The organism is Bacillus sp. UNC438CL73TsuS30 (genome assembly GCF_000482325.1).
Classification (GTDB): Bacteria; Bacillota; Bacilli; order Bacillales; family Cytobacillaceae; genus Neobacillus.
The window spans coordinates 273,139-297,041 of record NZ_KI535295.1 but is presented as its reverse complement, the minus strand read 5'-3'; the positions used below and the strand labels follow the sequence as shown (position 1 = coordinate 297,041).

19 protein-coding genes are annotated in these 23,903 nt (G+C 35.8%); 4 read left to right on the top strand and 15 right to left on the bottom strand.

What is annotated here, in order from left to right; genetic code table 11:
* The first annotated feature begins 445 nt into the window (after positions 1 to 445).
* Positions 446 to 622, top strand: coding sequence for a hypothetical protein (locus M028_RS32865; protein WP_155925624.1), 177 nt, complete (start codon positions 446 to 448; stop codon positions 620 to 622).
* A 788-nt stretch (positions 623 to 1,410) separates the two neighbouring features.
* Here the strand turns inward: M028_RS32865 and M028_RS30165 are convergent.
* A complete protein-coding gene (locus tag M028_RS30165; protein ID WP_081810759.1) occupies positions 1,411 to 2,772 on the bottom strand; it encodes a nucleobase:cation symporter-2 family protein in 1,362 nt (453 codons plus the stop codon).
* An 880-nt stretch (positions 2,773 to 3,652) separates the two neighbouring features.
* Here M028_RS30165 and M028_RS0115140 point away from each other — a divergent pair.
* Positions 3,653 to 4,516 carry a cation diffusion facilitator family transporter gene (locus tag M028_RS0115140; RefSeq protein ID WP_026574596.1) on the top strand — a complete coding sequence of 288 codons (864 nt, stop codon included), beginning with the start codon at positions 3,653 to 3,655 and terminating at the stop codon, positions 4,514 to 4,516.
* A 4-nt stretch (positions 4,517 to 4,520) separates the two neighbouring features.
* Here the strand turns inward: M028_RS0115140 and M028_RS0115135 are convergent, their stop codons facing one another.
* Both M028_RS0115135 and M028_RS32855 read right to left on the bottom strand, forming a co-directional pair.
* Positions 4,521 to 4,727, bottom strand: coding sequence for a hypothetical protein (locus M028_RS0115135; protein WP_026574595.1), 207 nt, complete (start codon positions 4,725 to 4,727; stop codon positions 4,521 to 4,523).
* The gene (locus M028_RS32855) at positions 4,712 to 4,846 is read right to left on the bottom strand and encodes an aminotransferase class V-fold PLP-dependent enzyme (RefSeq protein WP_231510820.1); all 135 of its coding nucleotides are present in this window, start codon (positions 4,844 to 4,846) and stop codon (positions 4,712 to 4,714) included. The genes M028_RS0115135 and M028_RS32855 overlap by 16 nt, the downstream gene beginning before the upstream one ends.
* Before the next feature lie 44 nt (positions 4,847 to 4,890).
* On the opposite strand from M028_RS32855, the gene M028_RS0115125 reads away from it, so the two are divergent.
* The gene (locus tag M028_RS0115125) at positions 4,891 to 5,160 is read left to right on the top strand and encodes a hypothetical protein (RefSeq protein ID WP_026574594.1); all 270 of its coding nucleotides are present in this window, start codon (positions 4,891 to 4,893) and stop codon (positions 5,158 to 5,160) included.
* Positions 5,161 to 5,460: 300 nt separating this feature from the next.
* Here the strand turns inward: M028_RS0115125 and M028_RS0115120 are convergent, their stop codons facing one another.
* The 6 genes from M028_RS0115120 to M028_RS30160 all read right to left on the bottom strand — a co-directional run bounded on the left by M028_RS0115120 (position 5,461) and on the right by M028_RS30160 (position 14,156).
* The gene (locus tag M028_RS0115120; protein ID WP_026574593.1) at positions 5,461 to 7,641 is read right to left on the bottom strand and encodes a malate synthase G; all 2,181 of its coding nucleotides are present in this window, start codon (positions 7,639 to 7,641) and stop codon (positions 5,461 to 5,463) included.
* 817 nt (positions 7,642 to 8,458) lie between these two features.
* Positions 8,459 to 9,703, bottom strand: coding sequence for an NAD(P)-dependent malic enzyme (locus M028_RS0115115; RefSeq protein WP_026574592.1), 1,245 nt, complete (start codon positions 9,701 to 9,703; stop codon positions 8,459 to 8,461).
* A 416-nt stretch (positions 9,704 to 10,119) separates the two neighbouring features.
* A complete protein-coding gene (gene yhfH, locus M028_RS32145) occupies positions 10,120 to 10,293 on the bottom strand; it encodes a protein YhfH (RefSeq protein ID WP_081810758.1) in 174 nt (57 codons plus the stop codon).
* 943 nt (positions 10,294 to 11,236) lie between these two features.
* Complete coding sequence (locus M028_RS0115105; RefSeq protein ID WP_231510819.1) at positions 11,237 to 11,605, bottom strand: cupin domain-containing protein; 369 nt, start codon at positions 11,603 to 11,605, stop codon at positions 11,237 to 11,239.
* Positions 11,606 to 11,754: 149 nt separating this feature from the next.
* Positions 11,755 to 12,519, bottom strand: a complete 765-nt coding sequence (gene allE / locus M028_RS0115100) for a (S)-ureidoglycine aminohydrolase (RefSeq protein WP_026574590.1) — start codon at positions 12,517 to 12,519, stop codon at positions 11,755 to 11,757.
* A gap of 278 nt (positions 12,520 to 12,797) precedes the next feature.
* Positions 12,798 to 14,156: an allantoinase gene (locus tag M028_RS30160; protein WP_035424166.1), complete on the bottom strand. Its 1,359-nt coding sequence runs from the start codon at positions 14,154 to 14,156 to the stop codon at positions 12,798 to 12,800.
* Positions 14,157 to 14,417: 261 nt separating this feature from the next.
* On the opposite strand from M028_RS30160, the gene M028_RS0115090 reads away from it, so the two are divergent.
* Positions 14,418 to 16,052: a PucR family transcriptional regulator gene (locus tag M028_RS0115090; RefSeq protein WP_026574589.1), complete on the top strand. Its 1,635-nt coding sequence runs from the start codon at positions 14,418 to 14,420 to the stop codon at positions 16,050 to 16,052.
* 154 nt (positions 16,053 to 16,206) lie between these two features.
* Here M028_RS0115090 and M028_RS0115085 read toward each other — a convergent pair whose 3' ends face one another.
* The 6 genes from M028_RS0115085 to M028_RS0115060 all read right to left on the bottom strand — a co-directional run bounded on the left by M028_RS0115085 (position 16,207) and on the right by M028_RS0115060 (position 23,836).
* Positions 16,207 to 17,472 (bottom strand): allantoate amidohydrolase, encoded by a 1,266-nt coding sequence (locus tag M028_RS0115085; RefSeq protein WP_026574588.1) that lies wholly within the window; start codon positions 17,470 to 17,472, stop codon positions 16,207 to 16,209.
* A 227-nt stretch (positions 17,473 to 17,699) separates the two neighbouring features.
* Positions 17,700 to 18,695, bottom strand: coding sequence for a sugar phosphate isomerase/epimerase family protein (locus M028_RS0115080; RefSeq protein WP_231510818.1), 996 nt, complete (start codon positions 18,693 to 18,695; stop codon positions 17,700 to 17,702).
* A 109-nt stretch (positions 18,696 to 18,804) separates the two neighbouring features.
* Positions 18,805 to 20,568 carry a thiamine pyrophosphate-binding protein gene (locus tag M028_RS0115075; RefSeq protein ID WP_035424165.1) on the bottom strand — a complete coding sequence of 588 codons (1,764 nt, stop codon included), beginning with the start codon at positions 20,566 to 20,568 and terminating at the stop codon, positions 18,805 to 18,807.
* A complete protein-coding gene (locus M028_RS0115070; RefSeq protein ID WP_231510860.1) occupies positions 20,569 to 22,020 on the bottom strand; it encodes a four-carbon acid sugar kinase family protein in 1,452 nt (483 codons plus the stop codon). It abuts the gene before it with no gap.
* Positions 22,021 to 22,062: 42 nt separating this feature from the next.
* Positions 22,063 to 23,010, bottom strand: a complete 948-nt coding sequence (locus tag M028_RS0115065) for a transketolase family protein (RefSeq protein WP_026574584.1) — start codon at positions 23,008 to 23,010, stop codon at positions 22,063 to 22,065.
* A gap of 1 nt (position 23,011) precedes the next feature.
* Positions 23,012 to 23,836 (bottom strand): transketolase, encoded by an 825-nt coding sequence (locus tag M028_RS0115060; RefSeq protein ID WP_026574583.1) that lies wholly within the window; start codon positions 23,834 to 23,836, stop codon positions 23,012 to 23,014.
* Positions 23,837 to 23,903: the final 67 nt, after the last annotated feature.

The window sequence follows — 23,903 nt, the reverse complement described above, 5'->3', positions numbered from 1 at the left end:
TTGATTCAAGAATTCACCTTTGACATTAATTCTTTATCTTTATCTTTATATACAACAGCTTCATAGATAGACATATTTACTCCCTTTTAATCAAAAATTTACATTATTTTTGAGATGCCCGTGCAAACGCTGTCAAAAAATGATTTAATTTATCATTCTGCGTAACTTGCCAAAATTCCTCCCTTTTTTATAATTCACAATCGTTTTTTATTAAGAATAAATCTAAGAACAATGCATTAAACTCTTGCCCAGGCTTGGACAAAAGTCGTTTGGATTGTGCACCTTCCACATCCGAATTTTCATTTCCACCGGTTTTACTTCAAAGACAACAACATTTTGTGAGCCCTCACATGATATAACCATTTTAATACCTGTAGATGCTCTGTTAATTCTAATACATTCACTTCACTTCCCGGTTAACCAAACCGAGGATGCTGATCACCCCATGCAGGATTCACTTCGTACCGTCATGCCTGCTCTCCTTTTACTAACTAATTCCTTGCCTTCACGAAACTCCTTTGTAAAAGACAATCAAGTTACACCGATTGAAGGCACAGAGATTGCCGTTAATTTATTCATTCTATTTGAAATCCTCTTACCAACAATTTGTCTTTTACTGTAGGACAATTAACTTCCCCCTTCCCAAAATGTAATGATACGCAATTTGTTGCTCATTAAGGAACATTGTTCCAAAATATATTTATAATATTAGCACCAAAAATTCCTAATTTCAATATTTTTCTGATTATTATTTAAAAATTATTACAAAAAGTTAAAGTGTTTTTTCGTATACTTCAAAAAGTTTCCTTTCAACTTTCCTTGAATACCTTTGTAAAGTTTAGGTTTTTAATTTTTATAAACTCACGAAATTGACTTTACAGAAATTACCAATAATGAATCGAAATTACCATAAATCGGCAAATTTTTAGCGAGGAAAAAATTTAAAGTATCAAACGATGAAACAAAATAAATTAATCCTAAGGGTAGGTAAATATCGAATAGACCGAAATTTTTTGCCGGAGGGTGCAGCTGAAATATCCGTACCGGATACAGCAGAATTTACTTTTAAACAGATAAAAGCACGCGCTAATATAAAATAGCGTGTAGGTATCGCCTACTACTAATATTCTTATACTATTTCATATTGGATTAACCCGTTTGTTCAAAGGAAAAAGGGATGCAGTAATAATCAATAAAACAGCGACAGGCTAGAGCTTTATTTTCTCATCCTAGGCTACCACTGTTTTTATTGTTGGGGCTTGTCAAAATAAGCATGGTCGTTTTTTTGTCTATCAACCGTTCAGATCAAAAACTGGGGGGATTGGGGAGCGTGCATCCGCCAAAAGGAAACAACCTGTTCCGTATCTGCCACCATTCCAAAAAGGCCCCATTGCAATAGGGCCTTGTTTTTTAAGAGCCTTCTCGGATCAGCTCTTGTTCCTCTGATTGTAAACTTGGTAACTTAAATATAGTTTGGAAATTGAGACATAGATTCAATACGATTGCAATGATACTTGCTGAGAATAGGCCATTGCTTAGCAACATCTGAATCATGGCTGGCATATGAGCAAATACATCGGGCTGGAAGTTTGAACCTACGCCAACAGACATGCTCGTACCGATGATAAGTGTTGCATGAGTCTTATGGAAATCAACTTTTGAAAGAATTGAAATCCCAGCTGCTGTTACCATACCGAAAATTGCAAGCATCGCACCGCCGCGGACACATGCCGGAATGATGGTAATAGCAGCTGCAAATTTGGGTAAAAAGCTTAGGATGACAAGAGAGCATCCAGTTGTGATTGATACATAACGGCTTTTCACACCGCTTAGGGCCATAACGCCAATGTTTTCATTTAAGAATGCATGAGGTACAGAGTTAAACAAACCCGATAATACTTGAGTGATTGCTTGCCCTCTTAATCCGCTTACAATTGTCTTTTCAGATGATTCAGTTTCACAAGCCTCATCTAATACTGAGAAGGAACCGAAACATTGAATAAGGTTAATAATACAGAAAATGGTCATCGTAATAATAGCGCTTACCTTGAAGACTGGCGCGCCAAAGTGGAATGGGGTGATGACTTGAACCCAATTTGCTGATGATACCGGGCTTGTATTAATCATCCCCATAAATCCAGCGATTACTGTTCCGATCGCAACTCCGAGCAGCATGGACAATGTTTTAATAATTCCTTTTCCATACTTATGAAGTAAAACAATGGTGAGTAAAACAATTAATCCAATAATGATGTTTGTAGGAGAACCGTAACCAGGAGTTCCTTCACCGCCTGCAAAATCTTTAAAGGCGGTCGGTGCAAGAGTAATTCCCATAATGGTAATGAAAGTTCCTGTAACAACCTTTGGAAATAATAATAGAATTTTATCAAAGAAAAATGAGAGAAGGACAATAATAATTCCAGACGCTATAATTGAGCCAAAAAGAGTAGGAAGTCCATATTGTTTGCCAATGATGATCATTGGGCCAAGCGTGATAAACGATGAACCCATTACAAATGGTAGTCTAGAACCAATTCCTTTACCGATTCCAAAAACCTGAATAAGGATGGCTAATCCACTTGAAAGTAAAATAGCGGAAACCAAATAGGCAATGGTTTTTGCGTCGAGCCCAATTGAACTACCGACAATAACTGGAACCATAAAGGATCCTACCATTGTAAGGAGATGCTGAAGTCCGAGGGGCAATAACTTTACCAGCGGGAGTTTTTCGTTGAAGACAGCGTTTACATCATTAGATGATTTCGTTTTCATTATTTTCCTCCTTAAACATTAGAAAAGATAGATTTTTCTTGGCAAAAAAACAGAGTAGCAGATAGTAAATTTGATCTAAATGTTTCTCATTGTGTAAATATCTAAGGGAGTAAATAGACATTAATTGCATCATCGCAGTTGTTGTTTATTACAAAACGCTGTTCCATGTTTATTAAAAAAAAAAACCGTTTTCTTCTTTGCCTAGTATTTAAATCTGTGAGGTAGATAAATACGATGATGTGAACATTATATGGGAATTTTAAATAATTTTCAACATTATTAACTTTTAAAATTTTTTGATTATTATTTTAAAAAACTGTAGAATTTTAACGGGTTTACTTTAGAAGTGCAAACAATCAAATAACAACATAAAACACTCTGGTTTTCACATATGAATTCACAGTGTGTTTTAATTTGTTATTTCAAGGCTTAGTTCTCAGGTTTATTGTGACCTTTTTTAATCTTATAAAGTATTCTATTGGTATTTTATTTGCAAGGTTATACCTAGCAGAAGTTCTCGTTGAAGGCTAATTTTTTGCTTTGAACTCCAAAGGAGCATAGATTATTCTACTCCACTAAAGCACCGTTAGTTTCAGTACATCCCTTCACTATCTTAGTTGTTATGCGATTATAACAGTGCTTATTATCCACGAATACTTACTTTATCAAAAGTGACAGTAATCGATACTTCAGTAAATATAATTATATGATAATTATTATCATTAATATTAGCAATTATTTATCGCATAGTCCAATATTACAGTAATTGAGGGGAATTATCATTCTCACTTATAGAAAAATATTCTCGATTATATTTGACTTTAGCTAACAGTAACCGTATTATAAATTTATAATAATTCTAATCTAGGAGATGACTTAAATGAGTAGCAACGATGGGCAATTAGATAACTACTATAAAAAAAATAAAAAGCTTTTTATTTGGGCTGCATCCTTAACCCTGTTTTTTGCTTTAGCTGAAATTATCTACGGATTTATTTCAGGTTCCTTAATGATGATGGGCGATGGTGTACACATGGGTTCAGACGCTTTCTCATTGATTCTTTCACTAATCGCAACCATTCTAGCTACAAAGACAGTAACAAAAAATAAAACATTTGGCTACAAACGATTTGAACCAATCGCAGCATTTATTAATGGTTTTACATTAGTGATTATCCCTATATTTATAATTGGTGAAGCGATCAGTCGTATGTTTAATCCAATAGAAATCATTCCGAACCAAATGTTAGTTGTCGGTACGATTGGTTTAGTTGTAAATGGAATCGTGGGCTATATTTTGACGAAAGCTAATTCCAGTTTGAACGTAAAAAGTGCAATGATTCACGTTTTGGCTGACTTATTTACTAGTGTGAGTGTTGTCATTGCAGCATTGGGTATTAAATATTTTGGCCTAACATGGTTAGACCCAATTGGTAGTTTAATAACATCGATAATCATAATTACTGGTGGCGTTAAAATCACAAAAGAATCCTTTAATATCTTAATGGAAGGGACCCCTAATGGCTATTCCGTTGATGGGATTGTAAAATCTCTACAAGAAACCAACCAAGATCTAACTGTTGAGGATGTAAAAGTATGGTGCATAAATGAAGAAGAAGTATACACATTAATTAGAGTAAAATCTTCTTCGAAGTTAGTTAAAAACATTCAAAAAGTGATAAAGGAATTAGTATCAAATCATACCAAAATACCTTTAGATAATATCTATGTCGATTTAAATTAATTGACTATAAAACAAATAGATTAAAGCCTGAATCAATTAAATGGCGTTTTAATAGAGCAATGAAAAAGCCTAATTTCTTCGCATTAGATACCCAGGTGTGGTCCAAAAAACTTTTATGCGGAACAAAATAAGAAATCGGCACCGATTTTATAGAACTGTACCAGAAAATGCGGGTAGCATGAACGGCATCTACAGTTAGTAACGCTTCCACTTCACTTTTTCCAACTTTGCAATCCTTTCAACATCCGTAATGGCCCCAACGACATTGGAGGCAAGTGTTACGGCGGCAAGTTTGGTATTCTCATCAATCAGATTGTCTAACAAAATCAAATCAAGAGTTAATCTCTCTTTGTCAACCGAAATGAAACGAATTTTTGTATTTGTTTCATTGGATTGCTCTTAAAGGTTATATTAATTCGCATCAACATCTTTTGTTGAAAACCATTTTAAAGCATATTGAGTTTTTGACTGAACAAATCGAGATGCTGGATCAAGAAGTGGCGAAAAGAGTAAGCACCCACCAAGAAGATATCGAAAGACTAGATTCCATTCCTGGAATAGCTACTGAATGGCGGAACAAATATTATCCGAAATCGGGACTGATGTTAAAAAACAATTATTTAAATAAAGTTGATTTTATTTAAAATACCCCACTTACCAGTATTTTTTAAAATAATAAGAATCCATTTTGATTGGTCAAAATGGATTTATTTAAAGAAAAAAACAGTAACCTCCGGCAATGAAATATATATTCAGGTTTTGAAGCAGAGTTGAAGACCAATGTGTAACCTTGTAAATTTCATTGTTTCAACTGAGGTTCATATTCTTAAGAGTAACTACATTATTGTTAAAGCTTCCTCAAATACATTAGTGGCTGCACCTAGACGGTATAAAACAAGGCATTCTAATCACTAGAATGCCTCTTATCATATCCATATGATTAATTATTGATCTACCGCAAACTTTGCTTTTGCTTCAATACGTCTTCGATGAAGAATTGGTTCAGTATAGCCATTTGGCTGGTCATAACCTTCGAAAATCAGGTCGCAAGCAGCCTGGAAAGCCACAGAGTCGTCAAAATTGGGAGCAATTGATCGATAATAAGAATCTCCTAGATTTTGCTGGTCTACTACTTTTGCCATGCGCTGCAATGTACCAAGGACCTGCTCTTTTGTACAAATACCATGGTGAAGCCAGTTAGTCAAATGCTGACTAGAAATTCTTAATGTTGCACGATCTTCCATTAATCCCACATTATTGATATCCAATACTTTTGAACAGCCAACTCCTTGGTCAACCCAGCGGACAACATAGCCAAGAAGAGTTTGGCAATTGTTATTTAGTTCTTCCTGAATTTCCCTAGCAGTCCAGTTATGGTTTTTAACAACTGGAATTTCTAAAATATCTTCAAGTAAGTCTGCTGACTGATTTAGTTTTTCATTCTGCACTGCTTTTACATCTACTTCATGGTAGTGTAAAGCATGCAATGTTGCAGCTGTTGGAGATGGTACCCAAGCGGTATTTGCTCCGGTTTTTACTTGACCAATCTTTTGCTTAAGCATATCAGACATTAAATCTGGCATTGCCCACATTCCTTTTCCAATCTGGGCACGGTCGATTAAGCCGCATGAGAGTCCTGCAAATACATTTGATTGTTCATACCCCTGCAGCCATTTGGATGATTTCATATCATTCTTCCGAATCATTGGGCCAGCTTCCATAGAGGTATGAATTTCATCTCCTGTTCGGTCGAGAAACCCGGTATTTATAAATACAACCCGGTCTTTCACTTGTTTAATACATGCCTTCAAATTCAATGTCGTTCGTCGTTCTTCATCCATAACACCTATTTTAAGAGTGTTTTGTTCAAGTCCAAGTAAATCTTCAACCCTGCTAAAAAGCTGATTAGCAAAAGCGACCTCTTCCGACCCATGCATTTTCGGCTTTACAATATAGATAGATCCCTTAGCCGTGTTTTGGTATTTTCCGTTTCCAAGCAGCGTATGTTTCGCGACAAGGCTCGTGATGACAGCATCCATTATCCCTTCTTGTATCTCATCCCCGTTTTGATCAAGGATTGCACTATTTGTCATCAAATGTCCTACATTACGGACAAATAGAAGGGAACGGCCTTTTAACGTAATTTCATTTCCTTTGGGCGATACATACCTACGATCCGGATTGAGCATCCGTGTCATGACTTTATCGCCTTTTTTGAATGTTGATGATAAGTTTCCTTTCATAAGGCCCAACCAGTTTCGATAGACTAGCACCTTATCCTCAGCATCTACCGCAGCAACAGAGTCCTCGCAATCGATAATCGTTGTAACAGCTGCTTCTAAGAGGACATCTTTAATACCAGCATTATCCGTTTTGCCAATCGGATGATTACGGTCGATTTGTATTTCAAAATGAAGTCCGTTATTTTTCAGCAAGATAGCAGATGGGTTTTCATGATCACCCTGGAAGCCGACAAATTTTGCTTCATTCTTTAAACCAGTCTTGATACCATTTCTTAAAGAAACGTTAAGTTTTCCATCTGCCACCGTATAGCGATCTACGTCCTTGTGAGAGAAATCTTTTAAGGGTGTTGCTTGGTCTAGAAAATTTCTGGCAAATTCGATTACTTTTTTGCCGCGGACAGGGTTATAACCGCCTTGACGCCCAGCTCCATCCTCCTCACTGATTGCATCTGTACCGTACAAAGCATCATAAAGGCTACCCCAACGAGCATTGGCTGCATTAATCGCATAACGCGCATTATTTACCGGTACAACTAATTGCGGGCCTGCCTGTAGGGTGATTTCATCATCCACTCCAGCTGTACCAATCTCAAAATCTTCTACTTCCGGTTCAAGATAACCAATTTCTTTCAAAAATGACTTATATGTATCGAGGTCAAAGTTTCCTTTGTTTTCGCGATACCATGTATTTAGTTTGCTTTGAATAACTTCACGTGTCATTAATAACTTCTTGTTAAGAGGTGTTAAGTCATGGATTAACCCTTCAAAACCAGACCAAAACTGATTTGTATCCAATCCGCTACCTGGAAGGGCTTCTGAATTAATAAATTCATAGAGTTCTTGAGCTACTTGAAGTTTTCCTTTTTTAATATAATTTACCATGATACGATTCCCCCCAAATTAATTGAAATACAATTTGTGTTTTTACTTCGTCGTTCGTTATTACGCCACAACGTTTCATTATTTGTTTAAAATAGCATAGCATGATAATCTATTTTATTTCAATATTTTTCAAAATATTTATTTCAAAATTATAAATTTTAAAATAAATTTTTTATTCCTTTATTTATTATTGATTTTATGTAAATCTCAGACAAAGTGTAACCAAACTTTATTGAATGAAATTGGGGATAAATATTACATCTGCTTAATTTGTTCATTACTTACGGCACTAATCTTTCTTGTCTAATTACCGTAGATTTTGGGCCGTTTAGTTCAAAAAAACACATATTGAAATGGTAGAAATATATTCTTCCTTCTGTCTAGTTCATACTAAGATAAAAGAATCCTAGTTTTTAAAAACAATAATCATTCACGGAAATAAATGAGAGGCGGTTTTAAGGTTAAATAATAACGACTTATTAAACAGGAGTGTATTTTACTACTTTTTGAGTATTTGAAGAGCTTGAACGAAGAACTAACCGGGGAGAGTAAACCAAAAAGGGTAACAATAAATTAACTTCAACGTTACTAACGTGAAATATTGCTGGAACAATACAGTTATATCATCCATCAAAATCTAATAATAAAATTAGCACAGATTAATTAAAATAAATTATCCTTGGACATACTAACTCCACTCTGTGTTTATATTGTTGTGTCCGTATGTCCAAGTTTTCAAAAAAAATACTGTATGTCTGCTCATAACTTTACGTGTAGTTTGTTTTCCTAGACAACTATATCAGTGAATAGGCTTTCTTTATAAAAAAATTGGCTGTTTTTCTTCTACCAATAAAAGATTCTTTTTGATTTCTTCTACATTAACATGTTTTTGTGAAACACCAGTTTCCATCGCTGCTCTGGCAACAGCTGCTGCTACATGTGCTGCAACTCTTCGGTCGAATGGATCTGGAATAACATAATCCACATTAAGCTCCTTATCTGAAATCAATCCGGCAATGGCATAAACTGCTGCCATCTTCATTTCTTCATTGATTTCTTTTGCGTAAACATCTAATGCTCCACGGAAAATTCCTGGGAACGCCAATACGTTGTTAACCTGATTCGGAAAATCAGAACGGCCTGTTCCAATGACTAGCACTCCCGCTTCTTTTGCATCTTCCGGCATGATTTCCGGAACCGGATTGGCCATAGCAAAAATAATCGGATGATGGTTCATGGTACGAATCATATCTTTCGTTACAGCACCAGCGGCTGACACACCAATAAATACATCAGCTCTCTCAAGTGCATCTGCCAGTGTCCCTTTCCTTTGTCCTTTATTGGTGATTCGAGCCATTTCCTCTTTGAACGGATTCATCCCGAAAGGACGTCCTTCATAAAGGATCCCTTTTGTGTCACATAAAATAACATCATTTACCCCCATATGAAGTAAGAGCTTCACAATCGCTACACCGGCTGCTCCAGCGCCGTTAGTCACAACACGAATATCTTCGATTTTTTTGTCAGCCAATTTAAGAGCGTTGATTAACCCTGCAGCCGTTACGATGGCCGTCCCATGCTGGTCATCATGGAAAATAGGAATATCACACACCTTTCGTAAGCGATCTTCAATTTCAAAGCATTGCGGTGCCGCGATATCTTCTAAATTAACTCCACCAAAAGTCGGTTCCAATAATTTGACGACCTCCACGATTTTATCCGGATCCGTTGTATCCAGGCAAATCGGGAATGCATCTACGCCTGCAAATGATTTGAATAATAATGCTTTTCCTTCCATAACAGGCATAGCAGCTTTCGGGCCTATATTACCAAGACCAAGTACGGCTGTCCCGTCCGAGATAACAGCAACGAGATTCCCTTTCATGGTGTAATCATAGACTTTGCTTTCATCCTCATGAATGTCCAGGCAAGGCTCCGCTACACCTGGAGAGTAGGCAAGACTTAAATCATTTGCATCTTGCACAGGAATTTTTGAATGAACCCCCAGTTTTCCTTGATACTTTTTGTGTATCTTTAATGCTTCTTCACGTAACGTTGACATACAATCCCTCTTTCCATTTCTTAATGGTTGCACTATTTGTTGTTGCTGTTATCTCCAATTCGCCTGGGGCAGAAAATGAACCTCATAGATGTCCGCTTCCTACATGGTTTACACTGTTCCGCGAATTTCTTTTGATAAACCTAATTAAATTCCCCCTCTATCTGGTGCTAACACCACCTTTCATTTCCTCATGTTGCCCATTAAGGAACGACGTTTCTATACTTTTTTAAAAAAAAGCAACGATTTACAGATTACTTTTTACAATGAAGAAATTCTGAAACTCATTTTATAGATCCAAAACCATACATTTTCACTTCGATACCTTCGTTAAGTGCCTATTGTGATACATAGTTCCATAAGGTACTTATCGAAGATGAGAAATTCAAAAGCTTTTTTGTAACACCGTTTTTCAATATTCATTTTTTATCCCAATCATACTCCTTCTTTATGCACTGTTCACATTTAGTCAGGTACAATTCATGCTGTTCGATAATATCATAGCCGCAATCAGAACAAATTTTTGAAGGGAGATTTTTATAAAACCCTAGGTAATCAGTGTCTTTCCGTTCAATTGTAATATTTGCGCACATAAAAATCCTCCTCTTAATCTAGTTTATTAATCTTGAAAGAAAATTCAGTCTAACCCATTGGTATATAAGCATAAATTTCATTAATACCGTCTTTATTGATAATTAGAAAGCACTAATTCGTTCGCTATCAAACAACGCCGTTTTAAATTCATTTTAATAAAAAAGACCTGTATTACCAAGTTATTTATTTAGTTGTGATTTTTTCTAAATGCAACTTCCAAGTTTAACTATGACCGGATAATTCCAATAGGAAATATCCGTTTTTTAAGGAAATCGTTTAGGGGCTAGATATTGTATCCACCTTTCTTTACTTATTTCATAAATATCACGCCTTTCTATTTTCTGTTGCTTATTGAGAAATACAGTTTCTCTTAAATCTTTTGTTGAAATGAATTTTATCACATGTAAGAAATTGATTCAAGAATATTCAGAATATTTTTTATCAAAGTTAAGGGGATGCCATATCATTTAATAGATTAAATCCTGCATAAAAATGACCCCAAATTTTAAAGTGACAACAAATAAAGAAAAGGTTTCAATCCATTTGTCTTTATTTATCGTAATGCCTATCCGGCTAATTTCGTTGTTAACTTATTCCAATCAACCATTTTCTCTAAAATATCATAAACGGCTTTCTCCTATATAATTTTGTACTTTGTAAGAATCCGATTGTGGCTGTACAGGAGACAAGAATGCTACAACATCTCCTTGCTTTATCATGAATCGACACCTCTTCCAAAAAAATGATTACTTTATGAATCCTATTGATTTAAATAAATTGGATTTATTTATATAAAATGAAGAGAAGCGACTGTCTTCATTACAATCGCTCCTCTTCAATCACTTATTATATGAATGTTTAAAGCATCAATCGACTTTTTAAAGACGGATACTTACATTATTTAGTTTAACAAATTTATAGTTTATAAATTCATTATTACTATTAATATCTCGTAATATCCATTGGCAATGAACCAGCAGCAAAGCCTACAAACATGAATCGCTCTGTCCCTGTATTTTTCATTCCATGAATTTGATTTGGTTTAGCTAATAATACCATGCCTTTTTTAATCGGAATTTCATTCTCTAAGTCTGGGAAATAAATTCCTTCCCCCTCCATGCACACCCAAATATCATCAACATTCGAATGGGAATGTAAATATAATTCCTGACCAGGCTCAAGACACCAAACGGCTCCAACTGTTTTATCTGTTTCATAGAAATAGTTTTTTTGCGCTTCATCTGGATCAAATTTTGCGATTTTATCAATTTCGAAAACTCTTTCTGCTTTTATCGCTTCGATGTTTGTCAAAGTCGCTTCCCCTTCCACTTCCCAACACCTCATTTTTCTTATTTTTTAGCTATTTTCGCATACTTTGTTGCGAATTTTATATATGATCATTAACAATGAAGATATACTTTCTTTCTATTCTTCATTTAAGCTATCATTCTGCTGACTTTTTACAATGCAGCGTCACGGTTGCAATCTTTAGAATAAACGTATGTTAAATTTTCTCTGCCTACAGCATAAGCTGCCTGGTGTACATATGGTCCCATAAAAATGTAATCTCCTTTTTTCACTGGAACCCATTGATTGTCTAGATTATACATACCTTCTCCTGAAAGTAAGTAGGCACCATGCTCTTGTACATGTGTTTCGATAAACGGATGGCATGCAGCAGGGTCAAAAGAAAGAATGTGAAAATTCATATCAAAATCTAGGTCTGTCGGTAAAAGATCTTTAATATTGACATTATGCATATCATCATAATTTCTATATTCAATCTTGTTCGCATGGTCTGAATAAACCCATGGTTTCCGTCCTTCAAGTGGACGATATTTTTGTTTGTAAAGGAATAGTTTTGATTCTCCGCCAAATTGGTTTTCTAGATACATTTTTGTTCCTGGAGGACAGTATAAATATCCGCTTTCTTCAAGCATAAATTCTTGCTCACCTGCAGAAGCTTTAATTTTGCCTTCAAGAACATAGACGAACGTCTCGATATTTTCTTGCCCGCCGAATCCCTCGCTATTTTTACCATCTTGTTTCATGGTTACAACGTAATCAACAAAGCTTGCACCAAGTTTTGGTGAACCTAAAATCGAAATAATGCAATTTTCAAATCCTGGAATCACATTGTTAACCAAGCCTTCAGGTGCGATTAATGCATATTTACCGTGCTCAATGATTGATCTGCTTGATAATAAGTCTTTAGGATAACCCATCTTATTTAAACTCCCCTTATGTTTTATTCTTTGAATTATTCGTTTCTAATTTAAATGTTAATCGTTTTCACTTCATTCGTCATTATCACTAATGAATAAAAACACTTTTTATTTTTGTTTACTTTGGATAAATTGTGACTGTTGCTTCTACTATTTTCTTAGTCCTTCAAACCGATTTGTATCTCCCATTTTTCTTTAGACATCTAAAAAAGCCAATAATAGGACATGAGGTAGTAATCTAGTCCTGTTATTAGCTTTTTGCTTCCTAACATATGGTATTAGTAGGAGTTGATTTCGGTTTTTTCCCCAATTGTAATATTGCCATTTTCAAAGACAATCTTTCCACTTACGATCGTTGTTGTCACTTTTCCTTTAAAGGTTTTGCCAACATATGGGGATTGCTGATGGCGGTAGAACAAATCTTCCTGTTTCAGCTCGAAGCTTTCGTTTAGATTTACTATTGCCAGATCGGCATCACTATCAACGGCAATGATTCCTTTTTGCGGATAAAGTCCGAACAGCTTAGCAGGATTCGCAGCCGTTAACTCAACAACCTTTTCTAAAGGCAGATTACGATTAAAATACCCTTCAGTCAACATAATATTCAGTGTAGATTGAGCACCTGAAATACCGCCCCAAGCCTTGAAAAAGTCTCCATTTGTTACTTTTTTCATGCTTGGCGGGGCAGGAGAATGGTCAGAAGCTATGACATCAATTTCACCATTTGCTACAGCCAGCCATAGCTGTTCTACTTCGTGATCATCGCGCAGTGGTGGGCAACATTTTGCCACCCCGCCTTTTTCCTCTAAGTCTTTCAAAGTCAATGATAAATAATGAGGACATGTTTCCACAGTAATATCTACACCTCTCTGCTTAGCCTCATTAATGACTTGGACGACTTTTCGGCTGCTCGCATGAACGATATGCAGTTTACAACCTGTCGCTTCAGCATAAGATATAATCCTTCTTACTGCTTCAATTTCGGAAATAATCGGTCTTGATTCGACAAAGTCTTTGGCAGATGTTTTATTTTGCCTTTGTTTTTCTTCAGCGAGTTGATCACAAATGACCGTACTTTCGGCATGTACTGCTAATAAAGAACCGATTGAAGCGATTTCACTCATTCCTTTAAAAATCGACCGATCATCTACATGATTGAAATCGGCAATTCCACTCGGCGACATAAAAGCCTTAAAACCAATTACCCCATTTTCATATAGTTCCTTAATATTCTCAATATTTTCTGGTACGAGTCCACCCCAGAAGCGGCAATTGATAACCGATTTTTCTTCGGACAAGACTCTTTTTAATTCTAAATTTTCTTTATTAATTGTTGGAGGTGTACTATTTAATGGCATATCAAAATAGGTTGTTCCCCCCCCTGCCGCTAAACTTCTACTACCTGTTCGTGCGCCTTCCCATTCAGTCCTGCCTGGCTCATTAAAGTGGACATGGGTATCAATTAATCCAGGTAGGATGTGCTGTCCACTTGCATCAATCTCCCTCTCTGCAGTTGCTGCTAAACTTTTTCCGACAGACAATTCTTTAATTTTCCCATCTTTAATGGCAATATCCCCTTGAACAATCGAGTCTATTACAATATTTCCATTTCGAATAATTAAATCATATGTATCCATAATTTCCCTCCCCAATAGTAAAAACCACAAGATAATAAATAACTTTTATATTAAGCTGCCTTTTTGCAATTTTTTTGAAAACAGTTTCATTCCAAATCAATTCTTTGTACAATTAATTTTAAATGATTTAATTTTCAAAATCATTATTCAATCTAAACAATTTAGTTAGAGATTTTTGTTTAAACAAAACATTAAAAAATGTCTATTCTCGTTCAATCATTAAAATACACTTGGCAAAAGAAGGAAAAAAGAGGGATAAGAATGAAAATTGTCGAAGATTTATTCATCGTAGATGTATTACAAGAAGCAAAAATTCTTGCTGGACATGCCGGACTCAAAAGGAAAGTTGAATCAATTGAGATATCAGAAACTCCTGACGTCATCAATTTTTTAGCCGAGAATTCCTTATTATTGACGACAGGCTACGCCTTCAAAGATGCCCCGCAGCAGTTAGGTGATCTCATTTCGCAAATAAATAAGCGTCCCTGTGCTGGAATTGCGATTAAGCTTAAACGATTCATTGATGTCATTCCACAAGAGGTAATCGATTTAGCTGACTCATTACAATTTCCAATCATTCAAATTCCGGAATCATTAACATTAGGTACGGTAGCCCATCAATTATTAAGCTTTATTTGGGATAACCAAATTGAAGAATTATTTTACGCGATTCATGTACACAAGAAATTTACCAATATGATGATGAAAGGCTATAGTTTGCATTCTTTAATCGAAAACCTTGGTTCTTTATTAAAATGTCCTGTTCTCCTTCTAGACCCTATCGGTGATGTAACATCATTTTCCCACCATTTTCAAACAGGAAATATGAAAATCGTCATGGAAATTGTGGAGGAACATTTTAAACGTAATCTTGATATCTACCGAGAAAAAAATGACCTTACAATCGGTATCACTCGTCAACATCATTCAGTAATTTCGTTAAAAATGTATAAAGTAAAAACGATGAACCCATATCCATATTTATTAATTATTTTAAATCCGGAGAAGCTGCCATATCCTTCTTCACAATTAACCATCGAGCAAGCATCAACTGTCATATCATTCACCTTGCTTAAAAATGAGGCGATTAGAGAGAACAGCCGTATGTTAGAAAATCACTTTTTTGCTTCGCTTGTTGATGGAAACGTATCGACTAAACAAGAAATAATTCACATGGGAAAACAGTATGGCTTATTAGACAATCAGAAATACGTTTGCATTGTATGTAAGATAGATGATAAAAAACAAAGCACAGATATCATGAATAGATTATACGATTATTTATATAAATTTTTTAAACAATCATTTTTAAAAATCGATAATAAAAATATCGTTTTCATGAAGGATTCATATTTTGTGATTTTAATACAGTTTCCTTCAAATATTGATGAGCCAAATAAAAGCTCAATTGAAGAAAGACTTATAGAATTTCAGAATGAGGCTTATACAAATTTGAAAATTTCACTCTCGTTTGGAATCGGTAACTTTTTTAATGATCTTACCAATATTCCTGTAACGTATGAAGAAGCGGTGAAGGCATGGAAACAAGGAGAAGAATTGTTTCAATACAAATTTATAAATTTTTATGAAACGAAGCAATTAAAGGAACTGATTCGATTAATTCCTGAGAAGGATCTGCGGAAATTTTACGAAAATACGTTGCGCTCTCTGGCGTATCCGAAAAATAAGGATGAAGAAGACTTAGTTAATACTTTATTTGTCTATTTAGATAATAATTGTGAAATTGCAATTACCTCTAGAAAATTGTATGTACACAGAAATACAGTAAAATATCGAATTGCCAAATGTGAGGAAATTTTAAATTATTCCATTCATGATTCTCAAGAATCGCTGCAATTACGAATCGCGTTACTTTTACGATCAAATTTCACTTAAATAAGAGGGAGTTAATCAGACCTTTCAATGAAATTTCTCATTCTATCATCGATATAAGTGAATAGTTTCTGCTTGTTGTTTTTTTATTATTCTTAAAGAAAAAACTTGTGATCCTATATAGGCGATTCACAAGTTTTTTTGTAAGTCTTTTTAATTAATCATCTATATTATTAGACTGTTTTCCAGCTATTTTCATAACTGTAGATAGAAGCACTTCAGCTCCGGCACCCATATCTTCATCTGTCACGAATTCATCAGGGTGATGACTAAGACCATCTTTACAACGGACGAAAATCATCGCAACATCCGTCACATCGGCCATCGCCATTGCATCATGACCAGCACCACTCACTAACTTAATAACGCTTCCACCCTGTTCACTAATTGATTGTTCAATTAAAGTCATGATTTCTCCGCTACAGTATACCGGGTCAGCTTCCATTACTTGTTCAAATGTAATTTGCAATCCTCTAGTCTGAGCTATTCTTTCACTTTCCATTAAAATCGCATCAATCGCTTTTTGTTTACGTTCGACATTTAAATCCCGAATATCGAGCGTACCTGTAACCAGACCAGGAATGACATTACTCGCACCAGGACTAACTGTAAGTTTACCAACTGTTGCAACTAATGGTTCGTTTTCGAGTGCAATTTTCTCGATAAAAGAAATAAGTTCACTTGCACCTAAAAGGGCATCTTGTCTAATAGCAACAGGAACTGTCCCTGCATGACCCGGTTTTCCAATAATGTCAAAAGAAAACCTTGTCGCACCGGCAATCCCGGTAACGACTCCAACAGCCTCATTTTCCTTCTCAAGAACAGGTCCCTGTTCGATATGAAGTTCTAAATAAGCGAGAAGTTCCTCAGGAGTACGTCTAGCGTTTTTATAAGCATCTGGATCAGAAATTCCAATTGCATTTAAAGCTTCAGCAATTGTGATTCCATTTTCATCTGTTCTTTCCAAATCTTCTTGAGTAAACGTTCCAGCGATTGCTTTACTTCCAAGGAAAGTTGAATGAAATCTTACTCCTTCCTCATCACAGAAACCAACTACTTCAATTGGATTGTCTAAAATAATTTGATTATCGCGAAGGTATTGAACAACTTCTATTCCCGAAATAACACCTAAAATTCCATCATACTTACCTGCTTCAATGACACTATCTAAATGGGAACCAATCATTAAAACGGGTGCTGTTGGATTTTTTCCTTCATAACGGCCGATCATATTATTAAGACCATCTTTTCTAACAGACATCCCTGCTGCTATCATCCACTCTTCAACAAGTCTTTCGGCTTTCGTACTTTCGATGGTGAATGGTAATCTTGTGACACCGACAGTAGTAGATGAACAACGAGCAAGTTCTTCAATTCTAGTACTGATTCTTTTCGCGTCAATGTCCTGCTGCAGTTTAACCAAACAATAACTCCCCTTCCTATATAATCAATATAAGATCATAGTATTGTTTATTACAAAACGTAATTTTTAATAGAATCATAACATCCTAGGCAGATGATAGACAATAAGTCATTTTGAATCATAAGCGAGTTAAACGATTGAATCATTTGTATAGTTATTGGTGTATTTTTCATGATATTACTCAGCGACAAGTACAAATACTTGTCGCTGAGTAAAGCAATTGCAATTTATATAGAAAGACTTACGAGGCGGCCTTTTGTTGAATGCACTAATGACCATGCATCAATAAGCGTACGTTTTGACTGGGCAATAACAATATCTGATGACTCTGTACCAACTGGTTTTACCTCAAAGGCAACAACATTCTTATTCCCTTCGCCGATATAACCAATTTCTAATAGAGCTCGTAAGTACTCTGCTAATTCAGGAACATCTACTTCACTTCCTGGATAGCCGAAACGAGGATGCTGATCACCATAGGCAAGATCAGAAGTATCTTTAATGTAGCAATTTCCGATATGCGCATGATTAATATAGTCTCGAGCAACCGTTAATGCATCAATTGACGTTTCGCGCTGCATTGGTAGATGGCTTAAATCAAGCATTAAACCAAAAGTAGGATCTACTTTACGAACCTCTTTTGCCACTTCAACAGCAAGTTTATTAGAACCGATTAAACATTTTTTATCTGTCTCATCATCAAATGTTTCAAGCGAAAGAATAAGATCACCTTTAGATCTTGCATATTCACATAATTCTTTAATCGAATCTGTTAATAATTGTAACGCTGTATCTTGATCAGTATCTGGTTTTGCACCGCTTAAGAAACCAAATTTAGAAGCATTTAATTCGTATGCCTGGTCAATACCACCCTTCACTAATTCGATCGCTCTTCTACGCTCAGTTTCATCAAAAGAGTTAAGGTTTCCTTTGTTTCTTAAAAGAATTGGTTGTGCACCAAATCCGACAGTCATTCGGCCAGATTCTAAAATTTGCGCAACCGCTTTACGATCTTCAAGGTTGTTAATAGATGTAATCTCAATTCCAGAGAAGAAATCATCTTGAACAATTTTCTTAACTGTTTCAACAGTTGGACCGTCTCCACCCATTGTTTCAGGATAAGCCATAAAATGGACAATTCCGACTTTCATTGAATTATGAAGATTTGCTGACATGTTTTCGCCGATTTTTCGGCTTCCCTCCCTTAATATTGAAACTTTCATGTTAACTTGATTCCATTTACATAACTGTTATTTTGATAAGATTATCTTTGAAGCAATTGGAAAATGACCAATTGCTTCATTACGTTCTCAGAGATTTACAAAGCAAAATTTATTTAGAATAGTTGATTTTATCAGAATATTTAAATCCGTTAAGTGCCCCGTTATTAGAGAACTCACATGCTTTTTCAGGATCACCATCTACTAGTACTTCAATAATATATGGTTTACCTGAGTCAACTGCACGTTGTAATGCTGGTTTGATATCATCATAATGAGTAACTAACTCACCACGAACACCCATTCCTGCTGCAGTTTTAACGAAGTCAATTCCCCGTTCACTATGTTCACCATCAGTTAATTCGTTTTTGTATTCTAAGTCAGTCGAAATGCGACGGTTATCATAGAACCAGTTTTGTTGTTGACGAATTAATCCAAGTAATGAGTTGTTCATACAGAAAATGATAACTGGGATATCATGCTTTGCAGCTGTCGCGATATCTTGTAATGACATTCCTAAGCTTCCGTCACCAAGGATGTTAACACTTTGTCTTTCAGGGAAAGCAAGTTTTGCTGCCATTGCTGCACCAAGCCCCCAGCCCATTGTACCTGCACCGCCAGTTAATAGGTATGTTCTTGGTTCATACGTTTCAAATAATTGGCAAGACCAGATTTGGCTGATACCGCAGTCATGTGATACGAATGCATCGCGATCTAAGAATTCACGAAGTTCGCGTAATGCACGCTCTTGTCTGATCGGAAGTGTTGTGTAATCCGTTTTACGAGCCCATTTTTTACGTTCTTCCGTTAAGTCAATTTTAGTATCTGCCTCGGCAGTTGCAGCTACATTAGCCCCAAGGTCTTTATACGCTTCTGTCAGTTTAACCATGAATGTTTTAACATCAGAAACGATACCTAAAGTAGTTGGTACAACTTTACCAATTTCTTTGTTATCAAGGTTTACGTGGATAATTTTCTTACCGTTTTGTGTAAATACGCCTACATTACCAGTAGAACGGTCAGCAAAACGTCCAGCAAGGTTAATTACTAAGTCAGCTTCAACAATTGTTTTGTTACCAAATGGAGTATCAAGCATTGTTCCCATACGTCCAGCGAATAATGGGTGATCGTTAGGGAAGGTATCCATACCCATACCAGTAGTTACAACAGGAATTTGAAGTTCTTCAGCTAATGCTTTTAATTCAGCAGTAGCGTTTGCAAGGTTAACCCCGCCACCAGAAAGCAATACTGGTCTTTTAGCATCTTTTAATAATTCAAAAGTTTTTTGGATATCCGCATCAGTAGCTTGTGGTAAGTTATCTACAGGAGTAGATGCAATCAGTTCATCGATATCAACTTCGATTTCAACTTTTTGTTGGTCAACTGGTAAGTCAAGTAGAACTGGACCCTTCCGACCTGTAGTAGCAGTTATCCATGCTTCATGAATAAATTGAGCAGCTTTCGAACCATCAGTTAAACGATATGCAGCTTTCGTAACTGGTTTAGCCATTTCAACTATTGGAGCTTCTTGGAATTGCATTGTTCCTATTAAACTATTTTTTTGTTGGCCAGTAATTGCAATCATAGGAACTGAATCCATCCATGCACTGTAAAGGCCTGTTAAGAAGTTCGTTCCTCCTGGACCTGAAGTTGCAGCACATACACCAACTTCCCCAGTTGCTCTTGAATAACCGTCAGCCATGAAAGCACCCGTTTGCTCATGACGAACAACATATGACTCGATTTTCGTTAATTCTTTTACTGCATCATAGAATGGTAGGATTGCAGCTCCTGGTACACCGTAAAGATGTTTTACTCCTCTTTTTTCTAAATACAATGCAATTAGCTCTGCAGCTGTCATTATTTGTTTAGCCATTTAAAACTCTCCCTTTTGATCGTTTTTAATATTTTCAAAGATTTGAGCAATCGATTCTTTTTCCCCTACATTTCCTGGAAACACGATATAAGGTGTATCTTTAAATTTTGCTTCGCTACCAGTTAACCAAACTGGAACACCAGCAATTGCCTGTCCTAAAATTTTTGCATATTTTATTTCCAAACCGTCAGTTGCCACATCACTAGAAGTGATACCGCCTTTTGCGATAATAAATTTCGGCTTAACTTTTAGTGAACGAACCACTTCGACCAAAGCACTTGAAACGGTTTGACTAATTTTTAAATTTTCTTCTTTATCTTTCGCAATAATTACATCTCTACTTGTATAAACAAGCGTATCTCGATTAGAAGAAATATTATAATCTACTAATTGGCATACTCGTGTTAGCTCATCAGCTCTCGTTTCTTCATCTATTATTTTCACAACATTAAGTTGGATTTGTTCAATCGGGTATTTCTTCATTAGTTCGTTAATTTGTTCCGTTGTTTTTTTTGTGTGAGAACCTACAACGATAAATCCACCATTGTTACGGCTTTCATCTTTTGAAACAATCTCATCAGCTGACAAATAGGGACGATCATTTATTCCAGTAATCGATTTTACAAAAGATGCTGCAGTTCTAAATAAGAAATGTTTACCAGAGTCAATTGCTTTAAGGATTGCTAATGATACAATGTCTAAATCATAATAAGATTTAGCATTCACTATAATAGGAGTATTATTGTTGGCAGAGAGTAAAATCTCGTAAATTTTATCAATACCACCGATATGAATATCTTCGAGTGAAATGATCAATGCGGACTCTGAAGATACCCTTCCATTTGTCTTCTCTTCAATCCATTTTGGCAAATTAGCTGTATGGAAGCCGAATACCGAATCCTTCGCAAATTCCGTTTCACATACAGGGACAAGCTGGCCATCTACAGCTAAATAATGAGTATTATCTAATGTATAACGATGCCCTTCAAAGAAGGCAGGGATAATTAAGTGTCCTGAAATCTCACTATTACCCACTTTAAAAAGTTCATCTTGTAGGACATCAATTTCCAGTGGATAATGTCCTCTTAATGTTGAGTCACCTCTACTAATAATTGAGAAGTTAATATCCATTTCTTTCGTTACTTCAACAATGTTTTGAACAATCTCTCTATTGATGTTTTCTGCTTTTTCCGCATTGTAACTTCTTGTATTTGTTAAAATGTAAAGTACACTTCTCTGATCAGATAAACCTTTTTTAATCCAATCTTTGCTCCAATCTGTAATGACAAAAATATCATGAACAGTTTGGACACCAGTTGGATCATCATCTAAAACAATAAACTTATGTTTTGTTTGTTTTAAATGATCTTTGATTTTTGCACGCAGGCTATCATCCGATTTAGAGAAGAGAGGATTTTCTATAGTATCCGTTAAATTTGGATATTGGGTCACGTTTGACAAAACCCCTCCCCCTTTCATTAGCTAAAAAGGTTACTAACTATTTACTCTCTCACCTAATAATTCATTTGCAGTCGAAACAATTCGATGTGCTCTTAATTCAAAGAGGTCGAGTAACTCATCCATTTTTCCAGAAACTCCGAAACGGTCATTTGTACCGATTCTTCTTAATTTAGCAGGTTGGTTTTCTGATAGTACTTCTGCAACTGCACTACCTAAACCTCCGATAATTGAATGCTCTTCAACTGAGATAACATTTTTTGTTTTCGCAGCTGATGCTACAATTGCTTCTCTATCAATAGGTTTAATTGTATGAATGTGCAAAAGTTCTGCGCTTACACCTTGTTTTTCTAACTCCTCTACTGCTTTTAGTGATTCATCAAGCATAATACCAGTACTGATGATTGTAATATCAGATCCTTCACGGTATTTAATTGCTTTACCGATTTCAAAAGGTTCTTCTTTCTTTGTAACAATCGGTACTGGTAATTTACCAACACGCAGATAAATAGGTCCTTCATGGTAATAAGCTGCTTCTACTGCTTTTTCCATTTCAACAGCATCTGCTGGAACAATTACTGTCATACGCGGAAGAGAGCGCATTAAGGATATATCTTCAAGCGGTAAATGTGTTGCTCCTTCTTGAGCAGCTGATGTACCAGCGTTATGACCGACAATTTTCACATTGTTATTTGAGTAACATACCGAAATTCTCATCTGATCAAATGCGCGCCCAGTAAGGAAGTTTGCATAAGCATTCGCAAATGGTACTTTACCTGCTATCGCCATACCAGCCGCAGTTCCAACTAAATCACATTCAGAAATACCGATGTTAAAAAAGCGTTCTGGAAATCTATTTTTAAATAGATTTGTCATATTTGATTTTGCGCAGTCCGCATCAAGAACTACTAAATTATCATGTCTTTCTCCAAGTCTAATTAGTGCATCAGCAAAACCTTTACGTGGTGCTTCTAGATTTGCCATCTTAAACCAACTCCTTTAAAGCGATTTCTAACTGCTCATCATTCGGAGCCATTCCATGCCACTCATGTGTATCTTCCATAAATGAAACTCCCTTACCTTTAACGGTATGAGCTAGAATTGCAGTAGGTTTACCTTTTGTACGTTTAGCTTCTTTAAATGCGTCATTAACTGCATTGATATCATGGCCATCGATCTCAACAACGTGCCAACCGAAAGCTCTAAATTTATCTCCAAGATTTTTAACACCTTTTACATTTTCAACGAAATCATCAAGTTGGATTTTGTTCCAGTCGATTATTGCACAAACGTTATCTAGATTGTAATGTGCAGTTGTCATCGCCGCTTCCCATATTTGTCCTTCTTGTAATTCTCCATCACCGATCATGCAATAAGATCTTCTATTGCTGCCATCTAGTTTTGCAATTAATCCAACACCATTTGCAACTGATAATCCTTGACCAAGTGATCCTGAAGATACGTCTACACCTGGGATATGCTCTCCACATGGATGTCCATGTAATCTACCGTCTACATCCCTGAATGTCATTAACTCTTCAATAGGGAAGAATCCTTTTTCAGCTAAAACTGAGTAAAACACAGGTGTACAATGTCCTTTTGATAGGAAGAAACAATCACGGTCTTGCCAATCTGGGTTGTTGGGATCTACATTCATGTGTTCAAAAAATAGTACTGACATTAGTTCAGTGGCAGATAAAGATCCACCAGGATGCCCACTTCCGGCATGATTTGTCATTTTAACTATGTGTCGGCGAATTCTTTTGGTTAGATCATTATAAAATTCGCTTTTTTCTTTAGAAAAAACCATTATTACTCCTCCTCTTTTCGTAATAAGCAACATAGTTTCAATTTATAATTAAAAAAATAAGACATTT

Coding starts and splice junctions, on each gene's coding strand:
- M028_RS32865 (WP_155925624.1), top strand. CDS start 446: ATGCAGGATTCACTTCGTACCGTCATGCCTGCTCTCCTTTTACTAACT.
- M028_RS30165 (WP_081810759.1), bottom strand. CDS start 2,772: ATGAAAACGAAATCATCTAATGATGTAAACGCTGTCTTCAACGAAAAA.
- M028_RS0115140 (WP_026574596.1), top strand. CDS start 3,653: ATGAGTAGCAACGATGGGCAATTAGATAACTACTATAAAAAAAATAAA.
- M028_RS0115120 (WP_026574593.1), bottom strand. CDS start 7,641: ATGGTAAATTATATTAAAAAAGGAAAACTTCAAGTAGCTCAAGAACTC.
- M028_RS0115115 (WP_026574592.1), bottom strand. CDS start 9,703: ATGTCAACGTTACGTGAAGAAGCATTAAAGATACACAAAAAGTATCAA.
- yhfH (WP_081810758.1), bottom strand. CDS start 10,293: ATGTGCGCAAATATTACAATTGAACGGAAAGACACTGATTACCTAGGG.
- allE (WP_026574590.1), bottom strand. CDS start 12,519: ATGGGTTATCCTAAAGACTTATTATCAAGCAGATCAATCATTGAGCAC.
- M028_RS30160 (WP_035424166.1), bottom strand. CDS start 14,156: ATGGATACATATGATTTAATTATTCGAAATGGAAATATTGTAATAGAC.
- M028_RS0115090 (WP_026574589.1), top strand. CDS start 14,418: ATGAAAATTGTCGAAGATTTATTCATCGTAGATGTATTACAAGAAGCA.
- M028_RS0115080 (WP_231510818.1), bottom strand. CDS start 18,695: ATGAAAGTTTCAATATTAAGGGAGGGAAGCCGAAAAATCGGCGAAAAC.
- M028_RS0115075 (WP_035424165.1), bottom strand. CDS start 20,568: ATGGCTAAACAAATAATGACAGCTGCAGAGCTAATTGCATTGTATTTA.
- M028_RS0115065 (WP_026574584.1), bottom strand. CDS start 23,010: ATGGCAAATCTAGAAGCACCACGTAAAGGTTTTGCTGATGCACTAATT.
- M028_RS0115060 (WP_026574583.1), bottom strand. CDS start 23,836: ATGGTTTTTTCTAAAGAAAAAAGCGAATTTTATAATGATCTAACCAAA.